Below are 24,415 nucleotides of genomic sequence, written 5' to 3'. Positions count from 1 at the left end.
GGGCTCGCAACTGCGAGCCCTTTTTTCTTGGTCGGTTTATTCTTCGTAAACCAGTTTCCACGCACCATTTTCGACGACGCTGACAAATACAGTGTCAGCACCCTGATGGTCATCGGGCCCATATGTGATCTGGTTGCCGACCAACTCATCCATGTAATCCAGAGATTCCATCGCGGCGATAAAGCTATCATGCGTCAGATCAGGACCTGCAGCTTCAAGCGCTTTGACCATCATCTCGGCCGCTGAATAGCCCAGCATTGAAAATCCGACCGGGTCTTCGCCCGTAGCCTCTTTGTATTCAGCAATAAATGCTGCCGGGGCTGGCTCTTCGGCGCGCGCCCAGAGATCCAGCCACGAGGCCGCCGCATAGAAACCGTCGGTCACACCACCGGGCACCTGCGCCACCACGGTTAGGAAGCTGGCAGAGGTGCCGAGGAACTTCATGTCGGTCAGGCCCATTTTCTTGGCCGTTCCAACAACGGTGATTGCCTGACGCACGCCGAGCGCCATCGTGACGATGTCACAACCTTCTTCTTTAAGCTTGCTCAAGGACCCCACGAAATCCGTCTCGTCCGGTTTATGGGTGGTCTCAGCGCCGAAAGTGATGCCAGCCTCTTCGGCTCCCGCTTTGCTGCCTTCCAGAATTTCCTCACCGAAATCAGTAGGCAGGTACATGGTGCAAACGGTTTGCGATCCAAATTCACCGTTCAGATACTTCACCCCAATCCGAGCTTGATCGTAATAGGTCGAGAACGAGGTGAACTTGTTCTTCATCGGCTCTTGCAGCATTTGCCGCGCGGCGGTCAAGGGGGCGACATTAGGAATACCTTTCGGGTCCAGCAGCTTGAACCCAGCAACATTCATCGGCGTACCCAGCGACTGCAACATCGCGAAAACCTTGTCACGGTTCAGCAGCTTGTTATAGCCCTGCATCGCGCGTGGCATCTGATAGCCGTTATCCTCGACGACAAAGCGGATCTTGCGGCCATGCACGCCACCCTCGGCGTTGACGCGATCAAAGACCACATTTGCGCCTTTGGTGGCCGGAACGCCCACGGCAGCGAAGATGCCGCTGAGGTCGTTGACTGAGCCAATGACGATCTCGTCATCTGTCACGCCTTGTGTTTGCGCCCAGCTGATCGTGGCGGATGCAGTCAATGCCGTCGCTGCGGCAAGGCCCTTAAATAAGTGTTTCATACTTCTCCTCCCTGTTGGGTCGCCCCTTAACTAATTGTACATATCTTCAATGAGATGTGCGTGTTTCTTTTCCACCAGACCACGCTTGAGTTTCATCGTCGCCGTCAGCTCCTCATCTTCGGCAGTGAGCAACACGTCGATCAGCCGGAAATCCTTGATCTGTTCGACCCGCGCAAAGTCCTTATTAACCGCTGCGATTTCCTCGCCGATCAGCTCCGTCACTTCGGAAGCAGCACAAAGGGAAGAAAAGTTCGAAAAGGGGATCTTGCACTCTTGTGCGAATTTCTCGACATTTTCCTGATCGATCATGATTAGCGCCGTCAGATACTTGCGCCGATCCCCGATGATCACCGCGTCCGAGATATACTGGCTGAACTTCAACCCGCTCTCGATCTCTGCGGGCGTGACGTTCTTACCGCCCGCAGTGATGATGATGTCCTTGAGGCGCCCTGTGATGGTGACAAAACCTTCCTCGTCGATATGCCCCATATCCCCGGTGCGCAGCCAGCCGTCGCAGGTGAAGCTTTCGGCTGTTTTGACATTGTTGCGCCAGTAGCCCTGAAAGACGTTCAGGCCTTTGACCTGAATTTCTCCGTCATCCGAGATGCGCAGGTCGTTGCCAGGAACAGGTTTCCCAATGGTGCCGATCTTGTTGGCCTCAAGCGTGTTCAGCGCTGCTATGCCGGCGGTTTCGGTCATACCGAAGCCCTCTACAATGGGCACACCAATTGCCCAATACCACCTGAGCAAATCGGGAGAGATCGGCGCTGCACCAGAGCCGCCTCGGCGGAGACGATCTAAGCCCAGCATCCGGCGCAGGTTGCGCAGAACAAGCCGATCCCAAAGCCAGAACTGCATAGCGATCAGTGCTGGAACAGGTTTGCCTGCAAGGATAAATTCAGCCCGCGCCATTCCAGACTTGAGCGCCTGTGCAAAGGCGAAACGCCCTGTGGGCGTTGCTTCTTTCGCCATGAACATGACCTGCGAGTAGATCTTCTCCCACACGCGAGGGACGGCAGTGAAGGTGGCGGGAGAGACCTCTTGCAGGTTGGAGAACACTGTCTCGGGGCTTTCAGCGAAATTCACAGTAGTCTTCATCGCAAGCGGGTAGTAGATCGACACGTCGCGTTCGAGTATATGACAGAGCGGCAGAAAGCATAGCTGTTCGTCGGTTGATTGGGAGGGCAGGGAATGCGCCCCTGCCTCTATCGCGGCCATTATGTTCTCATGGCTTAGCATGGCGCCTTTGGGATTACCGGTGGTACCTGACGTATATATGAGCAGGGCGGTGTCTTGTGACGTGGTTTCAGCGATTTCTGCTTCGAATGCGCCGGGTTCATCGACCTCAGCCTGCTGCCCCAGAGCATACAAGTCCTCGATCATCATGCAACGCGGATGATCCAGGTCGTGCAGGCCTTCATCCTCAAGGATAATGACCTTGAGCAGATCGGACAGATCCGCCTCGACTTCGAGGAACTTGTCCAACTGCTCTTCATCTTCAACGATCAGAAACCGGCTGCCACTGTCATTGATCAGGTATTTTAACTGGCTGGCCGAATCTGTGGTGTAGACGCCCGAAGCAATCCCTCCGACACACTGGATGCCCATGTCGAACCACGCCCATTCCTTGCGGTCTTCGGACAGGATCGAGACAACCTCGCCACGTTGCAGACCCAGCTTGCGCAGGGCCAGCCCGATCCATTTGGCGTGTTGCCAGTAGTCGGCCCATGAGTAGGATTTCCAGATGCCGAAGTCCTTCTCGCGATGCGCCGTACGCTGTCCCAGTTCGGCACAGCGTTTCTGGAATAGCTCGCATATCGTGACACAGCCATCGACTCGCAGGGGTCTCTGACCGGGCGTAGCGTTGAACTGCACACCGTTGATACTGGTCTGAGGGGGCAGGGGGCTTGCGTCCATCCAGCTCACCTCCACGTCTTTTTGCGTTTCCAGCGACGGTTTTCTCGCGCGCCTTCTTCCTGAACGCCCAGATAGAAGTTCTGAATGTCCTCGGATTGCAGCAAGGTTTCAGCCGCACCATCCATAACGATCCGTCCGATCTCCATTACATAGCCATGATGGGCGAGTTCCAGTGCTGCATTAGCGTTCTGCTCGACCAGCATCATTGTCATGCTCTGTTCGTCATTCAGGCGTTTGAGAATGCCAAAAATCTCTTGCACCAGCAGCGGCGATAGGCCCAGCGAAGGCTCATCCAACAGCATGATACGCGGGTTAGCCATCAGGCCGCGCCCAATCGCCAGCATCTGCTGTTGCCCGCCGGACAGAGTGCCAGCCTCTTGATTGCGGCGGTCTTTCAACACAGGAAAGTAGGAAAACACCAGATCGCGGTCATGATCGATCTGTCCTTTATCCGAAAGGGTATAAGCCCCAAGGTTCAGGTTCTCGTCGACGGTCAAAAGTGGAAAGACCTCGCGTCCCTCGGGCACATGGACGATGCCTTTTTGCACGACCTTGTGAGGTTCCGATCCCTGTATTTGCTGACCGTCAAATGTGATTGAACCTTTTTCGGGATCCATCACGCCTGAGATTGTTTTCATCAGCGTTGTCTTGCCCGCGCCATTTGCGCCCAGGATTGAAACGACCTGCCCTCGATGCACGTCCAATGACACGCCACGAATGGCCATGATCGGGCCATAAAAACTTTCAACATTGCGAATGCTAAGGATCGGTTGGTTCATGAAGCTTTGCCCAAATAGGCCTCTACCACAGCAGGATGAGATTGAACTTCGGTTGGGGTTCCAAGGGCAAGCTTCGCTCCGTCGGCCATGGCAAGAACCCGGTCGGACACGCCCGAGACCAGACCCATATCGTGCTCTACCATAAGCACGGTAATGCCCATCTGACGCCGGATGTCATCGATCCACCAACGCATATCTGTGGTCTCTTCCACCGATAGGCCCGAGGCGGGTTCATCCAACAGCAGGAGTTTTGGATCGGTGGCCAACGCTCGGGCGACTTCGACCACCTTACGCACGCCATAGGGGAGGCCCGAGATCATCTTGTCACGAAAGGCCTGGAGGTCGAGGAAATCGATGATCTCTTCAACCTTTTCTCGGTTCTCGATCTCCTGCCTGCGAGCTGAGGGCGAGAACAGAATTTCCGAGATCAGATTGGTTTTGCGGTGCCGGTGGCGCCCGACCAGAAGGTTCTGCAAAACGGTCGCATGTTCGAACAGTTCAATGTTCTGGAATGTCCGCGCGACGCCATAGGCCGCGACACCCGAGGGCTTGATACGCAGCAGATCATGCCCGTCAAAGTGGATCGCCCCTGCATAAGGATCATGGAAGCGCGAAATCAGGTTGAAGACCGTTGATTTGCCGGCGCCGTTGGGACCGACGATGGCGAACACCTCACCTTCTTGCACGTTGAAGGACAGATCATCCACAGCAGTCAGACCGCCGAATTTCAGGGTAACGTTTTCAAACTCCAGCAAGCTCATCTCAGACGCTCCGTCTTGAGATAGGACTTTTGTCGTTTGAACATGTCCTTGCGGTAGAAGGGGAACAGTTCGAACCACGTCCGGATTTTTAGCCATCGACCATACAGACCCATCGGTTCGAACAGGATGAAGGCGATCAGGATCATGCCAAAGATGCCGAATTCGAGCCCCGGAATGGCGACCGTATTGCCACCAAACAGGGCTGCTGCGTATTCCTTTGAAATCGACAAAAACTGCGGCAGGAAACCGATCACGATTGCGCCCAAAAACGCGCCATGGATCGAACCCAGACCTCCGATAACGATCATCATTAGCAATTGGATGGAAATTACGACACTGAAGGTCTCGTTATTGAACGCCCCAGAGAACATACCCATCAATGCGCCTGCTAGTCCGGTGACCGCGCAGGAGAGGGCGAAAGAGATCGTCTTGGTGCGCGCGATATCCACACCCATCGCCTGCGCTGAGACCTCAGAGTCTCGTACGGCGATGAAGCTGCGGCCCAAGGGCGCGCGCAATAAGTTGATATAGCCCAGTGTCACGACAACGGCGACGGCCAGCACCAGCCAGAAGAACGGGGCCGGGGTCGCCCAACGATCGAGCAGATATCCGAAGATTTCGACACCACCCAGATATTTACCCGCGACACCTCCGGTGACGGGTTCGGCCAGAACGATGATGTCGTCCATGAGCACAGACAGAGCCAGGGTGAAGATCGCAAGATAGATGCCATGCAGGCGCAGGGCAGGAATAGCGACGGTTGCTCCGACGATGCCGGTCAACAGGCCCGCCAACGGGAACGCCAGCAGAAAGGGCACCCCAGCCTCAATCAGGATGACATTGGCATAGCACCCAACGGCCAGAAAGGCGGCATGGCCAAGGCTGGCCTGCCCGGTATGGCCGGTTAGGATCATCAAGCCCAAACCCGCGATGGCCCAGATCAGAACATTAGTCAGTTCGCCAAGATAAAAGTCATCCAACCACCACGGCGCAGCGGTTACGACCGCCAACAGGATCAGATAGAGGCTAAGCTGATAGCCATCCTTCCAAGGGCGAATGTCCTGCATATAGTTTGTTTTGAAAACAATCCGCATGCGATCAGACCTTCTTGACCCGCACCTGGCTGAACAGCCCATGCGGTCGAAAGATCAGAACTGCCAGCAACAGCGCATAAGGCGCGATCTGACTGTACCCGGCTGCGATATAGCGGCTAGCGAAGGGCTCGATTGCGCCGACGATTAGCCCGCCGGCCAAAGCGCCGGGCAGGCTGCCAAACCCGCCGATCACAGCTGCTGCAAATGCCTTGATTCCCAGAAGCCCAGTTGTGGGATCGACCGAGCCTTTGGCCGCGAACAAAATTCCGGCAATCCCAGCGACAACTCCGGCCAATGCCCAGATTAAGCCCTGAACCCGCTTGACCGGGATCCCCATGTAATATGCCGCCAACTGGTTTTGAGACGCACCTTGCATGGCAAGCCCCAGCTTGGTCTTGCTGAAGAACACAAAAAGACCCCAGGTCAGTAGTATGGTGACAACAATCACGGCCACGTCCTCCATCCCCAGCACAAGACCACCGAACCGGATTTCCTTACCAGCCAATGGGTTCTGCAGCGTTTGCGGCTCGTGCCCCCAGATCAGACCAGCTGCAAACCTGATCACAAAGCCCAAGGCGATGGTTAGGATCACCACGGCAGTCTGACTTTCGCCAAAGACGCGGCGGATGATCAGCCGATCGATCAGATACCCAAGTGCGCCCATAATCCCCAGTGAAATCGGTAGCGCCAGCCAGAAGGGCAGCCCCATATATTCCGTATTCGTAAGGCCAATGGTGACAAACGCACCCAGCATCATGAAATCGCCCTGCGCAAAATTCACTGCCTCGGTGGCTTTGTAAATCAGTACAAAGCCAAGGGCGATCAGGCCGTAGACACAACCATTCGCCAGCCCGCTAATCAGCAGCTGTGCGTTATCCAATCTCACCCTCCCTAAGCCGGTTAAGTCCGGCGCTTTGTTCTACTATGGAGTGATTATCACCTTCCCGTCACTCTTTTTCAGAGCATCCGCCAGATTTGGCAGCACTTCTCGTAGCGAAAGCCGTGCGGAAACATCTGTGCGCCAGCGCCCATCTGCAAATCGCGCCTGCACTTCGCTGACAACTCGCATTTGATCAGCCGGGGGTGTGTCCATCATCCAGCGGGTCAGCCAGAAACCCTCGATCCGTTTGCTCATGAAGATCAACTGGCCCATCTGAGTCAACTTCGGCATTTCCGTACTGAGTTTCCCATAGCAAACCCACCGCGCGCCATTGGGCATCGCGCAGAACACCTGCTCTGACAGTTGGTCGGCAACCGCGTCGAGAAAAACACGAGGTTTCAGATCTGCACTGATCGTGGCAAACCGCGTCGGCGCATCCGTATCGCTGGTCACGACCACCTCTGCCGCACCCAGGCCTTTTAACATCTCGACCGTTTCGGCGCGCCGCACCAGAGCGATCGGTTTCAACCCAAGATCCCGTCCAAGGCTGCACATCAACTTACCAAGCTGGCTGGTGGCGGCAGAGACTACAAAAGCCTCGCCCTCAGCCCGTGCGATATCCACCATCGCCATTGCGGTTAGCGGGTTTACGATCTGCGCCGCCCCGTCTTCATCCGAGATTTCGGGGCGCAAGGGGATACACATCTGGGCCTGCGCCACAACATACTCGGCCCAGGCACCAGAGCCTGCTGCCACAAAGGCCACGCGCTGATCCAGCAGGGCGGCAGCCCCGGTACCGGTGGCAACAACATCTCCGCACCCCTCGAACCCTGCTGCGGCGCCTGTGACCCGCGGCTGACCGTATTCGCCTTTGATGAAATGGATATCTGAAGGATTCACCGAGGCAGTGCGCACTTTGATCAACACTTGTCCCGCCTTTGGGACAGGTACAGGCATTTCAGCCTCCGCTAACCAGTCCGAGGCATTCTCCAGCGTTGGCCCCGTGGCTGTGCCGGAATATCCGTCCTGCGTCTGAACAACGGCAAACATGGTGTCGGGCAGGGTGGTCATCGTTCGATCCTTCTTTGATGCAAGTTCGGCACAAGGCCTTCATCGTCACAATGTAACACACTGACAAAAGGTTTTATTTTTTCAAAGCAATCTCAAGAAAGCAATCAAACACGGTGAGCTATGTCAATTGGGTAATGCCGTAATGTGACGCAAATTAAGTCGCATCCCGACCGGGTGAACCAGCCCTCTTGGGGCTGGTTCTGGAATTGATCACTGCTGCGTCATCAGATTGCGTAGATCCTGTATCTTCGCGACAACCAGCTCAGGCGACGCTTTGATCTCGTCGAGGATCTTCATAACCTGCGTTTTGATGTCCTGAGACAAGGCGCTTTCCTGAACCGACGTGACAATTGCGTCATAGTCGAAATTCTGCGCGGTCAGCATGCCGTCCTGAACCCACGAGTTGAACAGTTCCTGCCCCTGACCGGCAAGCGCTGCGACCTGATCGCCAGCTGCTGAGGCTGCATCATTGGCCTGCTCGGTCAAAGATGTAGCAGCGTCGCTGGCCTGTTCCGATACCGAAGATGCAGCTTCCGAGGCCTGATCCGCAATCGAGGACGCAGCCTCGGATGCTTGTTCAGTCGCCGCCTCAACGGCATCAGCAGCGCCCTCTTGTATTGCCGAGGCTGCTTCACCAACCGCCTCTGAGGCATCTTCAGCCGCCGATTGCAACTGCTCGGCAGGGGTTGGTTCAGGTTTTGTGGCGAAATAGTAAGCGCCTCCGCCGATAACGGCGATGGCTACGATAAGTAAAAGACGCGACATTGGATGTCTCCTTCAAATGATGTGTCGCTCAGATGGGGTTAAGGTACGTTAAAGCAAAGGGGAAAACACGTGATTTTGCAGCATATTGCGGGTTTGAGCCACACTGCGCTGATTGACGCTGCAGGCAGTGGCAACATCATGCCATCCATTGCAGGAATCGCAACGCAAGCAAAGAAACAGCCTTGAAGGATGAATTGATTTATGGCGGAGAGACAGGGATTCGAACCCTGGGTGGGCTTGCACCCACAACGGTTTTCGAGACCGCCCCGTTCGACCACTCCGGCACCTCTCCGCGGGGGTCTGTGAGGGGGGGATTTAGTGGTGAACGGGCAGGGGTGCAAGCAGAAAGTTCCGGATTTTGACGATAGTGGGATTTTCCATTGCCAGAGGTAAGAAAACACCTAGGCTGATATGTATGACTTACTTTATACGCCAGTTCGCAATCAGCCTCATCCTTCCAATTTTCTCACTTGGTGTCATGGCCTCGCCATCTCAGGCCGCTAGTCAGGATCAGATTGAGGCGTTTCTGACCACGACAGGGTTTGACGTTGCCTTGGAAAGCATAGCGCAGGCCTCTGCTTCGGCCCCGCAGATGCTGGGTATCGACCCTGACGGCTTCGGATCGGATTGGGCGCGTCTGACCGAAGAGGTGTTTGATACCGCTTTGATGCACGAAACGGCCGTCTCTATCCTTGAACAGACGCTTAGCGAAGAGGCGCTGGTCCACGCGGTCTCGTTTTATGCCTCGGAGTTGGGGCAAAGACTGGTCGTTGCTGAAAACGCCGCTCATATGGATGACGATGATGATGCCAAACAACTGGCCGGGCAGGAAATCGTCTCGAAGTTGATAAAAGAAGGCTCATCGCGCGTTGAAAGCCTGAAGCGCATGAACCGTGCGGTGGACGCCAGCGGAACCTCGCTGCGCGCGCTGCAAGAGATTCAGGTGCGGTTTTTACTGGCCGCAAGTGCCTCTGGCATTATCGACATGCAACTGAGCGGAGATGAACTGCGCGCGATGATCCAACGCAATGAAGGTGAGTTGCGTCGATCTCTGCAACTGTCAGCTTTGGCAGGGGCGGCTTACACCTACCAGGATTTCTCGGATGAGGATGTCGACGCCTATGTTGACGCTCTGGAACAGCCTCTGATGCAGGAGGTCTATGAGCTGTTGAATGCGATCCAATATGAAATCATGGCGATGCGGTTTGAAGTATTAGCCGCCCGCATGGCCGAATTGCGCCCGGCGCAGGATATCTGATGCGAGTATTAGCTACGGCACTCTGTTTGACGATCTGGGCGCTGCCTCTGGCCGCAAGTGAGCGTGCTGAAAGACTGATGCAGGCGATGCATATTTTGGATTTTATGAAAATTCTTAGTGAAGAAGGCGTGGCGCAAGGGCATGCAATCAACGAGTCGATGCTGGGCAGCTCAGGAGGAGCCTATTTTTTGGCGCAAGTTGAGGATCTGTACGATCCGACTACGATGCACCAGCAACTTTCGCTGTCTGTTGGCGAGATGATGTCCGATGCGCAGCTAGAACAAGCTTCGATCTTTTTTGAAAGCGAACTGGGGCAAAGCATCGTTTCTCTGGAAAATTCGGCGCGCCGGGCCATTGCAGATGACGCGATCGAAGAGATGGCACGCAGCGCTTACGAACAGGCTGATCGCGAGGGCATGTTTTTTCGTCTTGTAGATGAATATGTGCAGGTCAACGACCTGATCGAGAAAAATGTGCAAGGCACCATCAGCGCTGATTATAGTTTTTACCAAGGACTTGCCTCTGGGCAAAGTGCCCTGTTCGACGATGCATCCGTGTTGCAGGAACTGCTATCTCAGCATGAGAACACCAGGGCAGAGACAACTGAATGGATGTACTCGTTCCTTTTATTGGCCTATCAGCCGTTGAACGAGTCTCAGATGCGAGAGAACATCGCCTTTTCCCGCACCGATGCGGGTCGGGCCTTGAATTCCGCTTTGTTCATGGGTTTTGATGAAATGCTAAACGGCATCTCTTACCAGCTTGGTCAAACCGTCGCGCAAGCCATGAAAGCGTCGGATCTCTGAGCCGCAGATTTTTGGTTGACTTTCTTCATGAATGCTTCGATAAGCGCGCATCCCGGCCGGCTTTCCGCGCCGGGTATCGTTATTCTTTGACCTGATGGCATGTGCCAAAGGTCATTCACACAGCCCGAAAAGGGCGCGCTGTTCGAGGTGGCGAAAGCCGGAAACACCCAATCGGGGACCACAGAACGCGGTTAGACAAAGGAAAGACGCATGTTTGCGGTCCTCAAGACTGGCGGCAAGCAGTACAAGGTTCAGGCGGGCGATGTGCTCCGTGTTGAAAAGCTGGCTGCCGACGCAGGTGAAAAAGTTCAATTCAACGATGTTCTGATGCTGGGCGGCGACGCACCGGTTGTTGGTGCACCTTTCGTTGAAGGCGCAGGCGTACAGGCCGAAGTGATCGAACAGATCAAAGGTGACAAGGTCATCAAGTTCGTCAAGCGCCGTCGTAAGCACAGCTCGAAGCGTACCGTTGGTCACCGTCAGAAACTGACTCTGGTCAAAATCACCGACATCCTGTCGTCAGGCGCTGACAAGTCGGGCATCAAAGCTGCAACCGGTTCGGCACCGGCTGGCGAAGCTGCTCCGGTGGCAAAAAAGCCTGCCAAGAAAGCTGAAGCCAAAGCAGAGGCACCCGCCGCAGCTGCTGCCGCTGACGATCTGACTGCTCTTAATGGTGTCGGCCCTGCCGCTGCCAAAAAGCTGGTTGAAGCCGGTATCGAAAGCTTTGCCGCTCTGGCCGCCTTGTCGGACGAGCAGATTGCTGCTATCGACACCATCAAAGTGAAACCCGAATGGGTTGAGCAAGCCAAAGAGCTGGCTCAGGGCTAAGGAGAGAGAGAATGGCACATAAGAAAGCTGGCGGTTCCTCCCGTAACGGTCGCGACTCAGCTGGTCGTCGCCTTGGCGTGAAACTGTATGGTGGCCAGGCCGCCATCGCAGGCAACATCATCGTGCGTCAGCGCGGCACCAAGTTCTGGCCGGGCGAAGGCGTAGGCATGGGCAAAGACCATACCATCTTTGCAACTGTCGATGGCGCCGTGAAGTTCCATAAGGGACTTAAAAACCGCACCTTTATTTCGGTCCTGCCAGTGGCGGAGGCCGCAGAGTAAGCCGAAACCCAGAAGGTTTAAGAAAAATTCATGGGGGACCGGCACAAAGTGCCGGTCCCTTTTTCGTTTTAACGCAGTCGTGATCACAAGAACCAATGACAGTCGCAACCACCAGTTTCCTGATTTTTGCCGCTTCGCAGGTCGGCACGCCGGGACCGGCCAATATGGTCCTGTTGGGAACAGGTGCGCGTTATGGCTTTCGGTCGGCTCTACCCTTTGTGGGCGGGGTCATTCTGGGCAAACAGCTGATCATCTGGCCGGTTGGTTTTGGCCTGATGCAAGTTGCCGATCAGGCGCCGTTGGTGTTCGAGGCACTCAAATATGCTTCTGCTGCATATATTTGCTGGCTTGCGTGGAAAATTGCCAATCTGCGGCTTTCCCGAGGTCAATCGGATAAGCAAGTGCCCGGTTTTCTGGCGGGGTTAATAGTGCATCCGCTTAACCCTAAGGCTTGGGCAATGATTATCGCAGGTTTCACCGGGTTTGTGGCAACTGGAACACCCAGTTTTGAGGCGACCCTCACGATCGCTCTCTGTTTGTTAATCTGCCAGATCGTATTGCACCCGATCTGGACATTTGCAGGAGATCGGATCGCCCATGCGGTTGAAGGTCGGCCTGCGGAAAAATATCTGATGTGGACGTTAGCCAGTTTGACAGTTGCGTCCGTACTTTTTGTGTTGTTCGGAGGAGGAACGCACTCATGAAAATTGAGGCAATAATAAATCAGCCGGTCATTGAAACCGAGCGGTTCGACCTTCGCCCTCTGCGTCGGTCGGATTTGGGTCTCATTGAGCACTATGCAGGCGATGAGCGTGTGGCGCGCATGACGACATCGATCCCGCATCCATTGCCGCCCGGCTCGATTGAGGCGTTTGTGATGCGCGCGATGGCCGAAGACCGGGACGAGGATGTCTGGGCAATGGATGCCACAAAGGATGGTGGCCCGGAGCTGATCGGACTGATTTCATTGACCCGGCTGGATCGCAACCAGTCCGAGGTCGGCTATTGGGTCGCCCCGGTGTATTGGAACACCGGCATTGCATCGCTGGCCGTTGAAAAGCTGGTCAACGCCAATCCGCTGGAAAACGCGACCATGTTCGCCAGCGTGTTCCAGGACAACCCGGCCTCGGCCCGGGTTCTGACCCATTGCGGGTTCCAGTATCTTGGCGATGCGGAAACCTATTCGGTGGCGCGCGATGCGAATGTGCCCACCTGGACCTATACAAAGAAACTCTGACTTGTGGCCGATGGGGCCTTTGCAGTAGGGGACAGCTATGAAATTTCTCGATCTTGCAAAGGTCTACATCCGGTCCGGGGCCGGAGGTGGCGGCTGCGTCAGCTTTAGACGTGAAAAGTACATCGAATACGGCGGACCCGATGGCGGGGACGGCGGTAAGGGTGGGTCTGTTTGGGCGGAGGTAGTAGACGGGCTGAACACCCTGATCGACTTTCGCTATCAACAGCATTTTTTCGCCAAGAACGGCCAACCCGGTCGCGGTCAGCAGCGTACAGGTAAGGATGGTGACGACATCATCCTGCGCGTTCCCGTCGGAACCGAGATTCTGGACGAAGACGAAGAGACCGTGATTTGTGACCTGACCGAGGTTGGTCAAAGGTTTTTGCTGGCAAAAGGCGGCAACGGCGGCTTTGGCAACCTGCATTTCAAATCCGCGACCAATCAGGCCCCGCGCCGCGCCAATCCGGGGCAGGCGGGGATCGACCGCACCATCTGGCTGCGGCTGAAGCTGATTGCGGATGTGGGTCTTTTGGGCATGCCCAACGCCGGGAAATCAACTTTCTTGGCTGCCACATCCAATGCACGGCCCAAAATCGCCGACTATCCCTTTACTACGCTGCACCCCAATCTGGGCGTTGTCGGTGTCGATAACGTGGAGTTCGTCGTTGCCGACATTCCAGGTCTGATCGAAGGCGCGCATGAGGGGCGTGGAATCGGTGACCGGTTTCTTGGCCACGTAGAACGCTGCGCGGTACTGTTGCATCTGGTCGACGGCACCTCGGAAACTGTGGTCGAAGACTATCGCACAATCATCACCGAGCTTGAGGCCTATGGCGGAGAGCTGGCGGATAAGCCGCGTATCACCGTATTGAACAAGATCGACGCTCTGGACGATGAGGAACGCGAACTGATCAAGGCCGAACTGGAAGATGCCGTTCGCGGCCCGGTCATGACCATGTCAGGCGTTGCGCATTTGGGCGTGACCGAGGTGCTGCGGTCCTTGCGGGCTCAGATCGATGAAAACCGCCTGCGCCAGAAACCCGCCGAGGAGGCCACGCCTTGGCAACCCTGACCCATGCCCGCCGCCTGGTGGTCAAGATCGGATCGGCCTTGTTGGTCGATCGGGATACGGGATTGCTCAGGTCGGATTGGCTGAAATCGCTGGCGCAGGACGTGGCTTGGCTGAAAGGGCAGGGGACAGATGTTGTTCTGGTCTCGTCCGGGTCAATCGCGTTGGGTCGAGGTGTACTTGGTCTGCCGATGCAGAATCTGCCGCTGGAACAGTCACAGGCCGCTGCAGCGGTTGGACAAATCCGGCTTGCCCGTGCGTATGAAGAAGCGTTGACGCCGCATGAGATCAAAACCGCTCAGGTGTTGGTCACGTTGGAAGACAGCGCGGATCGGCGGCGTTATCTGAATTCCCGTGCAACGCTGGAAACGCTGCTGAGCCTGGGTGTTGTTCCGATTGTCAACGAAAACGATACAGTCGCCACGGATGAGATCCGGTATGGCGACAATGACCGGCTGGCAGCGCAAATCGCCGTGACCATCGGCGCGGATCAGTTGATCCTGCTTTCAGATGTCGACGGGTTCTATTCGGGCAATCCCAACGAGGACACGACAGCCACCCGGTATGACGTGATCAAACAGATCACGCCCGAGATCGAGGCCATGGCAGGTGACGCGGGATCGGGGCTGTCAAAGGGCGGCATGAAGACCAAGCTGTTGGCTGCCAAGATGGCAACCGCAGCTGGCTGCGATATGGCGATAACTGAAGGATCACCCCTGAACCCGCTGAAAACGCTTGAAAATGGAGCGAGCTGCACTTGGTTCACGGCCACGCTCGATCCGCATGCAGCCCGGAAACGCTGGATTTCGGCGATGAAACCGCGCGGAGAGATCGTGATCGATGACGGCGCGGCAAGGGCGCTTTCCAATGGCAAAAGCCTGTTACCCGCTGGCATTGTCGAGGTCACGGGTGATTTTGGTCGCGGCGATCCCGTCGCTGTTCTGGATGCGCAGGCGCGGAGGCTGGCACAGGGGCTAAGTCGCTATACCGCGCAAGAGGCGGATGCGATCAAAGGACGTAAATCGTCTGAAATCGAGGCGACGCTAGGCTATCCAGGCCGCGCGGCCCTGATCCACCGGGACGATCTGGCGCTGTAAGGGCGTGATTTGATAAACTGAGACCGAAAGGCGCTTGAGATGAAGGATTTCGACAACATTCCCGCAATGATGGCCGACCTTGGTGCGCGCGCCAAAGCAGCCTCGCAAGAGCTTGCCTTTGCCACCGCCGAACGCAAGCACGCCGCGCTGATCGCAGCCGCAGACTCCGTTTGGCACAAACGTGCCGACATTATCGAAGCGAACAAGAAGGATTTGGAGTTCGGGCGAGAAAAGGGTTTGAGCCCCGCGATGATGGACCGCCTGATGCTGGATGAAGCACGCGTTCAGGGCATGGTTGACGGGCTGCGCACCGTTGCCGATCAGACCGATCCTGTGGGTGAGGTGTTGGCCGAATGGGACATGGCCTCGGGCCTCAACATTCAGCGTGTGCGCACGCCATTGGGTGTGATCGGCGTGATCTACGAAAGCCGTCCCAACGTGACGGCGGATGCGGGTGCATTGTGCCTGAAATCCGGGAACGCCGTGATCTTGCGAGGCGGGTCTGAGAGCTTTCATTCGTCAACCGCGATCCACGCCTGTCTGGTTGAGGGGCTAGCAGCTGCTAGCTTGCCCGAAGACGCCATTCAACTGGTGCCGACTCGCGACCGGGCTGCGGTGCAAGAGCTTTTGACCATGACTGATTATGTCGACGTCATCGTTCCCCGAGGTGGCAAAGGATTGGTGGGTCTTGTGCAACGCGAGGCGCGCGTGCCCGTCTTTGCGCATCTCGAAGGCATCGTTCATATTTATGTTGATAAAGCCGCCGATCCCCAGAAGACGCTGGATGTTGTGTTGAACGCCAAAACCCGGCGCACCGGTATCTGTGGCGCGGCAGAATGCTTGCTGATCCATCAAGACGTTGCAGAAATACTGGGCCGTGATCTAATCGCTGCTCTTCAAGCTGCGGGTGTTGAAGTGCATGCCGAAGGCGTTTTGGCCAATGAAAACACCATTCCTGCGTCGGATGATGACTGGGGCAAAGAGTACCTAGATAGTATCATCGCTGCACGGACCGTAGCAGATATCGACGCCGCGATTGCGCATATCCGGCAGTTTGGCTCAAGCCACACCGATTGCATCATGACCGAGGATTCCGCGGCCGCCGAGCACTTCTTCGAACGGCTCGACAGCGCTATCCTGATGCATAACGCCTCGACCCAATTCGCGGATGGCGGTGAGTTTGGCATGGGTGCTGAGATTGGTATCGCCACCGGCAAGATGCACGCGCGCGGTCCTGTCGGTGCCGCTCAGTTGACCAGTTTTAAGTATCTGGTGCGCGGAAACGGGACCACTCGGCACTAAAACCGCAGTGTCACCCGGGTTGCGGTCGTTTCTACCGTGATCCTGCGCCCCATCGTCGAGGCTGTGTCCGGCAGCAGGGCAAATTGAACCTGCGCCGGGCTTAGTTTTTCGGTAAATCGCCCCGAGCCAATCCCTTTCCACAGTCCCGTATTGAGGTTCAGCTTGTCAGCAACGCCAGTCACCGTCCATGCGTCGCCCTGAGTTTCGATTTCCACTTCGCCGCCGAAGGGCATCGCATTTTCACAGCACATCACAGCCAGAAACGCGAGTTTAACCTGATTGCGCGGGACAGGTTCGGTCAGGTTCCAACTGATCCGCAGACGCCCGGCCTTTTCCACATCTTTAAGAAGCTCGACCACTTCGGTGCGACCCAGTGGCTGATCGCTTGCTGATCCAAAGGCAACGCGGAAAAACCGGATGCGGGCGCCTGCACTGCCAACGCTGCCCGAAATCAGCTCCATTTCAGGGCCTTGGACTGCGCCAACCATCTCCAACAGCTCAAGCCCGTTGGTAATTGCCCCAATGGGGCTGATCAGATCATGACAAATCCGAGAGCCGATCAATTCGGCCAGGTTGACGTCTGACGCGCCCATGCGTACCTCCTGCTGCATCTGCCTTGGACCCGGAGGCCCGATATGACAGATCTGAATGCCATTCTTGCACCGGGCATGTTTGTCCGCCACCCCGATTTCCCCGATTGGGGCGTTGGACAGGTGCAGTCCAATATCGGAGGCAAGATCACCGTTAACTTTCGCGAGCAGGGGAAAGTGGTGATCGACGGGACACGCATAGCCCTGATGCCGGTCTTTGATCCGTGAAACTGGTTTAGGAAAGGTTAACAACTCGGGCAAAACGCGGGCGAGTTGCCTTTGGCCGAGCAATCGCGTTATCAGCGCGCAACCGCGATCGATGGAATTTTCTTGATGCCAGACGAAGGCCCCTCATTCACTGTCAAATTGGCCAATACCGAGGTTGAACTGCGGGCGGCCCAACGTCTGCGCTATGACGTGTTTGTTCAGGAATTGGGCGGTGGCGGCGAGATGGTGGATCATGAGGCGGGGCTCGAGAAGGATCGGTTCGATCCATACTTCGATCATATGCTCGCCATCGACGATTCATCTGGAGAGGTGATCGGCGTCTATCGACTGCTTCCTGGTGAGCGAGCTGCCGAACTGGGGCAATTCTACTCCGAGGATGAATACGATCTCACCGTCCTGAAACAAAGCGGGCGCAAGCTGTTGGAGCTTGGACGCTCGTGCGTGCATCCGGATTATCGTGGTGGCACGGCGATGTTTCATCTGTGGAATGGTCTGGCTGCATACGTCACTGAGCGTGATATTGAGATCTTGTTCGGGGTCGCGAGTTTCCACGGAACCGACGTGAGCAAATTGGCGCAGCCGCTGTCGATGCTGCATCACAACCACCTTGCCCCGCTGGATTTGCGGGTTCGGGCCCAGCCAGAGTTATTTCAATCAATGGACCTTTTGGCACCCGACGCGCTGGATCGGCGCGCGGCGATGGTTCAAGTGCCGTCTCTCATCAAGGCCTACCTTCGCCTCGGTGGATTCGTGGGCGAGGGGGCATTTATCGATCATGCCTTCAACACAACCGATGTGTGTCTGATCCTTGACACAGCCCGCATGAATGAGCGTCAGCGGCGTATTTATGGTGGAGCATAACCCTGTGAGCGACCCATCGTGGCAAAGTGAAGACGCTCCTGATCCAATTGAGCTTGGTTTCTTAGGTTGGGTCCTGGTGATACTTCGCGGTCTGCCGCTGGCCCTTTTGGTTTTTGGGGGGCTGTTCGTCTTATTGGCCATACGTCTCATCGAACGACCGCTTTATGGCGTTCAACGGCCGGTGACACCGTTCATTTCTCAGTTCGTTTGTCGCAATGCATTTCGAATTCTCGGGATCAGATTTCGCACCTCTGGCGCGCTCATGCAGGAACGCGGCGCTGTGGTTGCAAACCATACGTCGTGGCTGGATATCTTTGCGCTGAATGCCCGTAAGCGCGTGTATTTCGTATCGAAAGCCGAAGTTGCAAAATGGCCCGGCATCGGCTGGCTGGCACGCGCGACGGGTACGGTCTTTATCGAACGTGATCGCAAGAAAGCCCGCGAGCAGACCCGGATTTTCGAGGAACGTCTGAAAGCCGGGCACAAGCTGTTGTTCTTTCCAGAAGGCACTTCGACCGACGGACAGCGAATTTTACCCTTTAAAACAACACTCTTTGCCGCGTTCTTCACTGAAGAGCTGCGGGAATTCATGTATGTTCAACCGGTTTCGGTCATCTTTCACGCTCCCCAAGGTCAGCCCGATAGGTTTTATGGCTGGTGGGGCGACATGGATTTCGGACCGCATTTGCTTAAGACTTTGGGGGCACGTCGACAAGGCACCGTGGAATTGATCTACCACGCGCCAGCCAAGGTTAGCGACTTTGAAAACCGCAAAGCTCTGGCAGCCCATTGCGAAGACGCGGTACGTCATGCGCATTCACTGGCGCGGCTTGAAAAATAGGGGCATTTGGCCCTTGCACTGATGCTAAACCTGCCGTATACGCGCGCCATTCAAACCCGCAGGCGGGGTTTGGGCTTTTTGAGAGAGACATCCTTATCTGGCCCGCCGGTTGGAGCATCCGCTTCTTTCACCCCCGCCGAGGCGTAAACCGGAAAAGGAAAGTAAAGCATGGCTCTTCCCGAGTTCACCATGCGTCAGCTGCTGGAAGCTGGCGTTCACTTTGGTCACCAGACACAGCGTTGGAATCCCCGCATGGGCCCGTTCATCTACGGCTCGCGCAATGGCATCCACATCATGGACCTGACTCAGACCGTTCCGATGCTGGATCAGGCTCTGCAGGCTGTTCGTGACACCGTCGCAAAAGGTGGCCGCGTTCTGTTCGTAGGCACCAAGCGTCAGGCAGCTCAGCCGATCGCAGATGCCGCTGAAAAGTCGGCTCAGTACTACATGAACCACCGCTGGCTGGGCGGCACGCTGACCAACTGGAAAACCGTTTCCCAGTCGATCAACCGTCTGAACCAGATCGACGAAGCTATGGAATCGGGTGCCGAAGGCCTGACCAAGAAAGAGCGTCTGGGCATGGAGCGTGACCAGGCCAAGCTGCAGGCTTCACTGGGCGGTATCCGCGAGATGGGTGGCGTTCCGGATCTGCTGTTCGTCATCGACGTCAAGAAAGAAGCACTGGCTATCGCCGAAGCCAACAAGCTGGGTATCCCGGTTGTGGCTGTTGTCGACACCAACTGCTCGCCCGATGGCGTTGACTACATCATCCCCGGCAACGACGACGCAGCGCGCGCAATCGCTCTGTATTGCGATCTGGCCGCACGTGCCGCTCTGGACGGCATGACCGCTCAGATGGGTGCTGCTGGCGTTGACCTGGGTGCGTTCGAAGAGGCGCCGGTTGAAGAAGTGGTTGCCGAAGAAGCACCCGCTGAAGAAGCCGCACCGGAAGTCAAAGCCGAAGCGTAAGCTGCCCGTCACGTAAATGACATATGGGGCAGGGTAGACCTGCCCCAATTCCGTTTGAATTGAGGAGAGCCAAAAGATGGCAATCACAGCAGCAATGGTAAAAGAACTGCGCGACTCGACCGGCGCAGGCATGATGGACGCAAAAAAAGCGCTGACCGAAACCGGCGGCAACATGGACGAAGCCGTTGACTGGCTGCGCACCAAAGGCCTGGCCAAGGCGGCCAAGAAATCGGGCCGTACTGCAGCCGAAGGTCTGGTTGCTGTTCACGTCAACGGCGGCAACGGTGTTGCAGTCGAAGTGAACTCGGAAACCGACTTCGTTGCGAAAAACAGCGAATTCCAAGAGATGGTCGGCAAGATCACCTACGCAGCCGAAGGTGTTGATGACGTCGACGCGCTGCTGGCTGCCGATCTGGGCGGCAAGTCTGTTGCAGATACCCTGACCGACAAGATCGCCACCATTGGTGAAAACATGTCGGTCCGCCGCATGTCGAAACTGTCGGGCGATACTGTCGTTTCCTACGTTCACAACGCGGCGACAACCGGCATGGGCAAAATCGGCGTTCTGGTCGCTCTGTCCGGCGGTGATGAAGGCTTCGGCAAGCAGGTTGCAATGCACATTGCAGCTGTGAACCCAGCGGCCCTGTCCGAGGCGGACATGGACCCGGAAGTTGTCGAGAAAGAGAAGCAGGTCCAGATGGACATCGCCCGCGAATCCGGCAAGCCCGAGCAGGTGATCGAAAAGATGATCGTCGGTCGCATGAAGAAATTCGTCGCCGAAGCGACCCTGCTGAACCAGGACTTCGTTGTGAATCCTGATCTGACCGTCGAAGCGGCTGCCAAAGAAGCAGGTGCTACCATCACCGGTTTTGTCCGCATGGAAGTAGGCGAGGGCATCGTGGTCGAAAAAGAAGACTTCGCTGCCGAAGTTGCAAAGGCAGCCCAAGGCTAAAATCTTTTGCAGCTTCGGTTAGAGGCTGCAACAAATACCGAGCCCGGTTGCATAGCGCAGCCGGGTTTTTTTCATGTCAAAAGCCTGTGAACCGATGCTTGCGAAGATTGGTGAATTGAGGGGCCCTGCATGATGGGGATGGAAGGGCCCCTCAATAATCCCGACAAAGAGACGTGGACGAATAGACGCCTCGGTGTCAGAGCGATCAGAGAGCTTTGGTATTACAAAGATCCGATCAAAACGTTCCCTGGCTAAAGCCACCACTCACGGAACAATATCAATTTGCAATTTTATCGGGAGATTCGGAAAGTCATGTATTCCTTACCCTAGGTCAATTTGATGCTAATTAGCATCAAAATAGGGTCATGCTTCCATCACAAACATCTGATTCTGCAACGCGGCCTTCAATACGGCCTGTGCCGTTGTTTCAACCGAAAGCGCCTCACGCGCGAGTCTCAGATGTTTTTCCACCGTTGCCGAAGTCAAACCCATCAATAGCGCGATGTCCTGCGTGGTCTTTCCGTCGCCGACCCATTGCAAAGCTTCGCGCTGGCGTTTGGTCAGCGCGCGGTTCGGGGCATGATATGGCAAGGTCAGGATTTTGAGATGGGCAACATTGTTCATCAGAAGGATGTCGTCGCCGTGCTCGTTCCAGACCTCGTCCATCTCCTCCTGGCTGTGATTACGTGCCGCAAGCGAAATCGCCCCTTTGGAACGCATCGATACCGAGTTGAAGCTGACCGTATAACCTACTGTAATATCACGCGACTTATTGAACTCAAAAACCCGAAGCTCTTCGTTCGACATGACCCCGCTGGACATCATGTCCTGTATCATGCTCCAACTTGCAGCGCCTTCGTTGTTCAGCGCCCATTTCAGCATGGGGGCGTGAAAATACAGGCCGGATTGAAGGAACCCTTCCAAGTAATCCGAGCAGTGATTGGTCAGGATTACAAAGTCTTCTGGATCGCCCAGCGAAGTCGCCGTTCGGTATTGCGTATACCCATACAACAGCCGGTCGAAGCCATACTTTTCCATCTGGCGGCAATGTGCATCCCAAAGCTCTTCCAGAGTTTTCGTGTAGCTCAGAAAATTCAGATACTCTTTGAGGGTCATCCTGTGTCCCTCTCAGCCAGATGCGCGGCAATCGCGTTCAGTGCAAGAACATAGCTTTGCGCGCCAAAACCACAGATCTGTCCAATCGCGACTGGTGCGATATGCGATTTGTGACGAAACGCCTCGCGCGCGTGAATGTTAGATAAATGAACTTCGACCACGGGTACTTCGGCCGAAGATATCGCATCCATCAGCGCAATCGATGTATGCGTGAATGCGCCTGCATTCAGTACTATGCCATCCTGAACGCCGCGTGCCGCGTGGATCGCATCAATCAGCGCGCCTTCGTGATTGGATTGGAGATGGGTTATGTTTTGACCCAGCGTTTCACCATGCGCAACGCACAGGTCCTCGATCATCTGCAACGTCGTTGCGCCGTAGACCTCGGGTTGCCGTGTACCAAGCAAATTCAGGTTCGGACCATTCAGAACCAGGATATTGTGCATATTCAAACTGTCCCCATCTTCCTTTTTTCATAAACATGAATTTAAAGGTCGTCCAGCGACCTTCGCTCTTATGGGTAGAGCTTCATTGACGCATGCAGGTTGCTGGATCGGCTCAATCCCATCCTCTATTCAATTATCTTCCATCGTGACCACAACTTTACCGAGAGCCTCGCGCCTTTCGAGCATGCCAATTGCCTCTGCCGCCTGGGTTAGCGGAAATCGTGCACTGATACGGGGTGAAATCTTTCCCGAACCATATAGGCGGAACAACTCGGCCAGGTTTTGTGCGTGCCCCTTCGGGTCGCGAAATACGGACGCGCCCCAGAACACCCCGACGATCTGACAGCCCTTGAGCAAAGTCAGGTTCAGCGGAATGCTGGGGATGCCGGCAGGAAAGCCAACAACCAGATAACGCCCACCCCATGCCATACTTCGCAAGGCGGGCTCAGCGTAGTCTCCGCCGACCGCGTCGTAGACCACATCCACACCTTCGCCCCGGGCCAGTGCCTTTATCTCGGCGGACAGGGCCTTTTGCGCTTCGCGGTCCAAATCGCGAGGATAGATCAGCGTCTGGTCTGCGCCAACATCTCTGCAAAACAATGCTTTGTCTTCAGACGAGACCGCCGCGATCACATGTGCCCCCATCGCTTTGGCTAGCTCGATCGCCGCAGACCCAACGCCACCGGCGGCCCCCAGAACAAGTACTTTTTCGCCGGGCTTAAGTAGCGCACGGTCCTTGAGGGCGTGGTATGAAGTGCCGTAGGTGAAGACAAAGCTAGCCGCATCTTCAAACGGCATCACGTCGGGTATCTTGACGGCAGTCGCTGGTTTAAGCTTCAGATGCGTGGCGAACCCTCCGTGCCCTGTCAGCGCCAGAACCCGATCACCAGGCGCGAAGTCTGTGACGCCTTCTCCAACCGAGACAACTTCTCCGGCGATTTCACCACCTGGCGCAAAGGGGCGGGGTGGTTTTATCTGATAGAGGTCCCGGATCATCAGCGTATCAGGGAAGTTCACCCCGGCGGCGCGGATACGCAATACAATTTCACCTGACTCAGGGGTTGGATCGGGCAGGGTGGTCAGTTCCAAACTCTCGGGGCCGCCTGGTGTGACGCTGAGTAATGCCTGCATGTTTTTCAATTGCCTCTTGCTTCACCTGTTTTGAAATCGTTGGATTGTCAGCACGTATTGTCAAGAAGACCTCACGCCAGAATCCCAGATCGCCTGAATGGAGTGCACATGACGCCCGAGACTTTGTTTTCGCTCAGTGGAAAGACGGCACTGGTAACGGGGGGTGCCACCGGTATCGGTCGAATGGCGGCCGAGGCGTTGGTACGTGCCGGGGCGCATGTACTGATCGCTTCTCGCAAAGGCGAGGCATGCGAGGAGGTTGCAACAGAGTTGAACGCTCTGGACGCGCCAGGCTCGGCCGAAGGGTTTGCTGGCGACATCAGCAGAGAGGCGGGTGTAGATGCGTTGGTGGATGAAGTCAAAAGTCGCACTCAAGCGATTGATATATTGATGAATAATGCAGGTGTGTCTTGGGGCGCGCCGATGGGGCAGTTCCCTCATTTCGCTTGGGACAAAGTCATGTCGGTTAATGTCGCAGGCGTATTTGATCTGACCCAAAAATTGCTGCCACTTCTGATGAAATCCGCAACCGACGAGGATCCTGCGCGGGTCATCAATGTAGGTTCGGTCATGGGTGAAGTTCCGATGGGTGACGGGGCCTACAGCTATTCCGCGTCCAAAGCGGCGGTTATTCACCTGTCCAAAATCATGGCTAAGGAATTGGCACCATACAGAGTCACGGTGAATGCGCTGGCCCCGGGACCATTCGTATCGCGCATGACGGCCTTTGCCACCGAAGACGAAACCAAGCGCGCGCGGGTCGGCAAAGGTGTTCCACTGGGCCGGGTTGGCCAGGCCGAGGATATCGCTGGTTGCATGTTGTTTCTATGCGGTCGCGGAGGCAGCTATGTCACTGGCGCGGTCATCCCTGTCTCCGGCGGGATAAATGTGCAGACCGGTGGCAATATCTTTGCCGATGCCCTTTAGCCGTGGGTTCAT

27 protein-coding genes and 1 tRNA gene are annotated in these 24,415 nt (G+C 55.9%); 15 read left to right on the top strand and 13 right to left on the bottom strand.

Going from position 1 to position 24,415, the window contains the following annotated elements; translation table 11 throughout:
- Positions 1–36: 36 nt before the first annotated feature.
- The 9 genes from ACR0L9_RS07450 to ACR0L9_RS07410 form a co-directional block, all read right to left on the bottom strand.
- Positions 37–1,197 (bottom strand): ABC transporter substrate-binding protein, encoded by a 1,161-nt coding sequence (locus tag ACR0L9_RS07450; protein ID WP_170595653.1) that lies wholly within the window; start codon positions 1,195–1,197, stop codon positions 37–39.
- 30 nt (positions 1,198–1,227) lie between these two features.
- Positions 1,228–3,114: an AMP-dependent synthetase/ligase gene (locus tag ACR0L9_RS07445; RefSeq protein WP_480585023.1), complete on the bottom strand. Its 1,887-nt coding sequence runs from the start codon at positions 3,112–3,114 to the stop codon at positions 1,228–1,230.
- A 5-nt stretch (positions 3,115–3,119) separates the two neighbouring features.
- Positions 3,120–3,893, bottom strand: coding sequence for an ABC transporter ATP-binding protein (locus tag ACR0L9_RS07440; protein ID WP_170405694.1), 774 nt, complete (start codon positions 3,891–3,893; stop codon positions 3,120–3,122).
- A complete protein-coding gene (locus ACR0L9_RS07435; RefSeq protein ID WP_480895343.1) occupies positions 3,890–4,654 on the bottom strand; it encodes an ABC transporter ATP-binding protein in 765 nt (254 codons plus the stop codon). Before ACR0L9_RS07435 ends, ACR0L9_RS07440 begins: the two co-directional genes overlap by 4 nt.
- Positions 4,651–5,748 carry a branched-chain amino acid ABC transporter permease gene (locus ACR0L9_RS07430; protein ID WP_480895342.1) on the bottom strand — a complete coding sequence of 366 codons (1,098 nt, stop codon included), beginning with the start codon at positions 5,746–5,748 and terminating at the stop codon, positions 4,651–4,653. The genes ACR0L9_RS07435 and ACR0L9_RS07430 overlap by 4 nt, the downstream gene beginning before the upstream one ends.
- Positions 5,749–5,752: 4 nt before the next feature.
- Positions 5,753–6,628, bottom strand: coding sequence for a branched-chain amino acid ABC transporter permease (locus ACR0L9_RS07425; RefSeq protein WP_480895341.1), 876 nt, complete (start codon positions 6,626–6,628; stop codon positions 5,753–5,755).
- A 42-nt stretch (positions 6,629–6,670) separates the two neighbouring features.
- Complete coding sequence (locus ACR0L9_RS07420) at positions 6,671–7,699, bottom strand: alcohol dehydrogenase catalytic domain-containing protein (protein ID WP_480895340.1); 1,029 nt, start codon at positions 7,697–7,699, stop codon at positions 6,671–6,673.
- A 210-nt stretch (positions 7,700–7,909) separates the two neighbouring features.
- On the bottom strand, positions 7,910–8,464 hold the full coding sequence (locus ACR0L9_RS07415; protein WP_170393102.1) for a hypothetical protein: 555 nt from the start codon (positions 8,462–8,464) through the stop codon (positions 7,910–7,912).
- A gap of 202 nt (positions 8,465–8,666) precedes the next feature.
- Positions 8,667–8,756: transfer RNA gene (locus ACR0L9_RS07410), tRNA-Ser, on the bottom strand.
- A gap of 123 nt (positions 8,757–8,879) precedes the next feature.
- Between ACR0L9_RS07410 and ACR0L9_RS07405 the strand changes: the two genes are divergently transcribed.
- From ACR0L9_RS07405 to ACR0L9_RS07365, 9 genes are all read left to right on the top strand, one after another.
- Complete coding sequence (locus tag ACR0L9_RS07405; protein WP_170421599.1) at positions 8,880–9,722, top strand: DUF2059 domain-containing protein; 843 nt, start codon at positions 8,880–8,882, stop codon at positions 9,720–9,722.
- On the top strand, positions 9,722–10,528 hold the full coding sequence (locus tag ACR0L9_RS07400; protein WP_170608870.1) for a DUF2059 domain-containing protein: 807 nt from the start codon (positions 9,722–9,724) through the stop codon (positions 10,526–10,528). Before ACR0L9_RS07405 ends, ACR0L9_RS07400 begins: the two co-directional genes overlap by 1 nt.
- 210 nt (positions 10,529–10,738) lie before the next feature.
- Positions 10,739–11,356 carry a 50S ribosomal protein L21 gene (locus ACR0L9_RS07395; RefSeq protein ID WP_170421606.1) on the top strand — a complete coding sequence of 206 codons (618 nt, stop codon included), beginning with the start codon at positions 10,739–10,741 and terminating at the stop codon, positions 11,354–11,356.
- An 11-nt stretch (positions 11,357–11,367) separates the two neighbouring features.
- The gene (gene rpmA, locus ACR0L9_RS07390; protein ID WP_010440093.1) at positions 11,368–11,637 is read left to right on the top strand and encodes a 50S ribosomal protein L27; all 270 of its coding nucleotides are present in this window, start codon (positions 11,368–11,370) and stop codon (positions 11,635–11,637) included.
- A 95-nt stretch (positions 11,638–11,732) separates the two neighbouring features.
- The gene (locus ACR0L9_RS07385; protein WP_170393086.1) at positions 11,733–12,341 is read left to right on the top strand and encodes a LysE family translocator; all 609 of its coding nucleotides are present in this window, start codon (positions 11,733–11,735) and stop codon (positions 12,339–12,341) included.
- On the top strand, positions 12,338–12,874 hold the full coding sequence (locus tag ACR0L9_RS07380) for a GNAT family N-acetyltransferase (protein ID WP_480895339.1): 537 nt from the start codon (positions 12,338–12,340) through the stop codon (positions 12,872–12,874). The genes ACR0L9_RS07385 and ACR0L9_RS07380 overlap by 4 nt, the downstream gene beginning before the upstream one ends.
- Before the next feature lie 37 nt (positions 12,875–12,911).
- On the top strand, positions 12,912–13,946 hold the full coding sequence (gene obgE, locus ACR0L9_RS07375; protein WP_170595639.1) for a GTPase ObgE: 1,035 nt from the start codon (positions 12,912–12,914) through the stop codon (positions 13,944–13,946).
- Complete coding sequence (gene proB, locus ACR0L9_RS07370) at positions 13,934–15,040, top strand: glutamate 5-kinase (protein WP_170393083.1); 1,107 nt, start codon at positions 13,934–13,936, stop codon at positions 15,038–15,040. The genes obgE and proB overlap by 13 nt, the downstream gene beginning before the upstream one ends.
- A 39-nt stretch (positions 15,041–15,079) precedes the next feature.
- The gene (locus ACR0L9_RS07365; protein WP_480895338.1) at positions 15,080–16,342 is read left to right on the top strand and encodes a glutamate-5-semialdehyde dehydrogenase; all 1,263 of its coding nucleotides are present in this window, start codon (positions 15,080–15,082) and stop codon (positions 16,340–16,342) included.
- Here the strand turns inward: ACR0L9_RS07365 and ACR0L9_RS07360 are convergent.
- Positions 16,339–16,935, bottom strand: a complete 597-nt coding sequence (locus ACR0L9_RS07360; protein WP_170421616.1) for a histidine phosphotransferase family protein — start codon at positions 16,933–16,935, stop codon at positions 16,339–16,341. The genes ACR0L9_RS07365 and ACR0L9_RS07360 overlap by 4 nt on opposite strands.
- A 42-nt stretch (positions 16,936–16,977) precedes the next feature.
- On the opposite strand from ACR0L9_RS07360, the gene ACR0L9_RS07355 reads away from it, so the two are divergent.
- From ACR0L9_RS07355 to tsf, 5 genes are all read left to right on the top strand, one after another.
- A complete protein-coding gene (locus ACR0L9_RS07355) occupies positions 16,978–17,160 on the top strand; it encodes a DUF3553 domain-containing protein (protein ID WP_170393080.1) in 183 nt (60 codons plus the stop codon).
- Between the two features lie 105 nt (positions 17,161–17,265).
- Positions 17,266–18,021, top strand: coding sequence for an L-ornithine N(alpha)-acyltransferase (gene olsB / locus ACR0L9_RS07350; RefSeq protein WP_170421619.1), 756 nt, complete (start codon positions 17,266–17,268; stop codon positions 18,019–18,021).
- A complete protein-coding gene (olsA, locus tag ACR0L9_RS07345) occupies positions 18,008–18,862 on the top strand; it encodes a lyso-ornithine lipid O-acyltransferase (RefSeq protein WP_170422440.1) in 855 nt (284 codons plus the stop codon). The genes olsB and olsA overlap by 14 nt, the downstream gene beginning before the upstream one ends.
- Positions 18,863–19,030: 168 nt before the next feature.
- Positions 19,031–19,831, top strand: coding sequence for a 30S ribosomal protein S2 (gene rpsB / locus ACR0L9_RS07340; RefSeq protein WP_170405761.1), 801 nt, complete (start codon positions 19,031–19,033; stop codon positions 19,829–19,831).
- A 76-nt stretch (positions 19,832–19,907) separates the two neighbouring features.
- Positions 19,908–20,783 (top strand): translation elongation factor Ts, encoded by an 876-nt coding sequence (gene tsf, locus ACR0L9_RS07335; RefSeq protein WP_170509912.1) that lies wholly within the window; start codon positions 19,908–19,910, stop codon positions 20,781–20,783.
- A 363-nt stretch (positions 20,784–21,146) separates the two neighbouring features.
- Here tsf and ACR0L9_RS07330 read toward each other — a convergent pair whose 3' ends face one another.
- The 3 genes from ACR0L9_RS07330 to ACR0L9_RS07320 all read right to left on the bottom strand — a co-directional run bounded on the left by ACR0L9_RS07330 (position 21,147) and on the right by ACR0L9_RS07320 (position 23,476).
- Positions 21,147–21,899 carry an autoinducer binding domain-containing protein gene (locus ACR0L9_RS07330; RefSeq protein ID WP_170393076.1) on the bottom strand — a complete coding sequence of 251 codons (753 nt, stop codon included), beginning with the start codon at positions 21,897–21,899 and terminating at the stop codon, positions 21,147–21,149.
- A complete protein-coding gene (aroQ, locus tag ACR0L9_RS07325) occupies positions 21,896–22,345 on the bottom strand; it encodes a type II 3-dehydroquinate dehydratase (protein WP_170509909.1) in 450 nt (149 codons plus the stop codon). Before aroQ ends, ACR0L9_RS07330 begins: the two co-directional genes overlap by 4 nt.
- A gap of 129 nt (positions 22,346–22,474) precedes the next feature.
- The gene (locus tag ACR0L9_RS07320) at positions 22,475–23,476 is read right to left on the bottom strand and encodes an NADPH:quinone oxidoreductase family protein (protein ID WP_480895337.1); all 1,002 of its coding nucleotides are present in this window, start codon (positions 23,474–23,476) and stop codon (positions 22,475–22,477) included.
- Between the two features lie 108 nt (positions 23,477–23,584).
- Between ACR0L9_RS07320 and ACR0L9_RS07315 the strand changes: the two genes are divergently transcribed.
- A complete protein-coding gene (locus ACR0L9_RS07315; protein ID WP_480895336.1) occupies positions 23,585–24,403 on the top strand; it encodes an SDR family NAD(P)-dependent oxidoreductase in 819 nt (272 codons plus the stop codon).
- Positions 24,404–24,415: the final 12 nt, after the last annotated feature.

Source organism: Ruegeria sp. I3 (assembly GCF_056532525.1).
The sequence above is the reverse complement of the archived record's forward strand: the minus strand, read 5'-3'. Positions and strand labels throughout refer to the sequence as shown.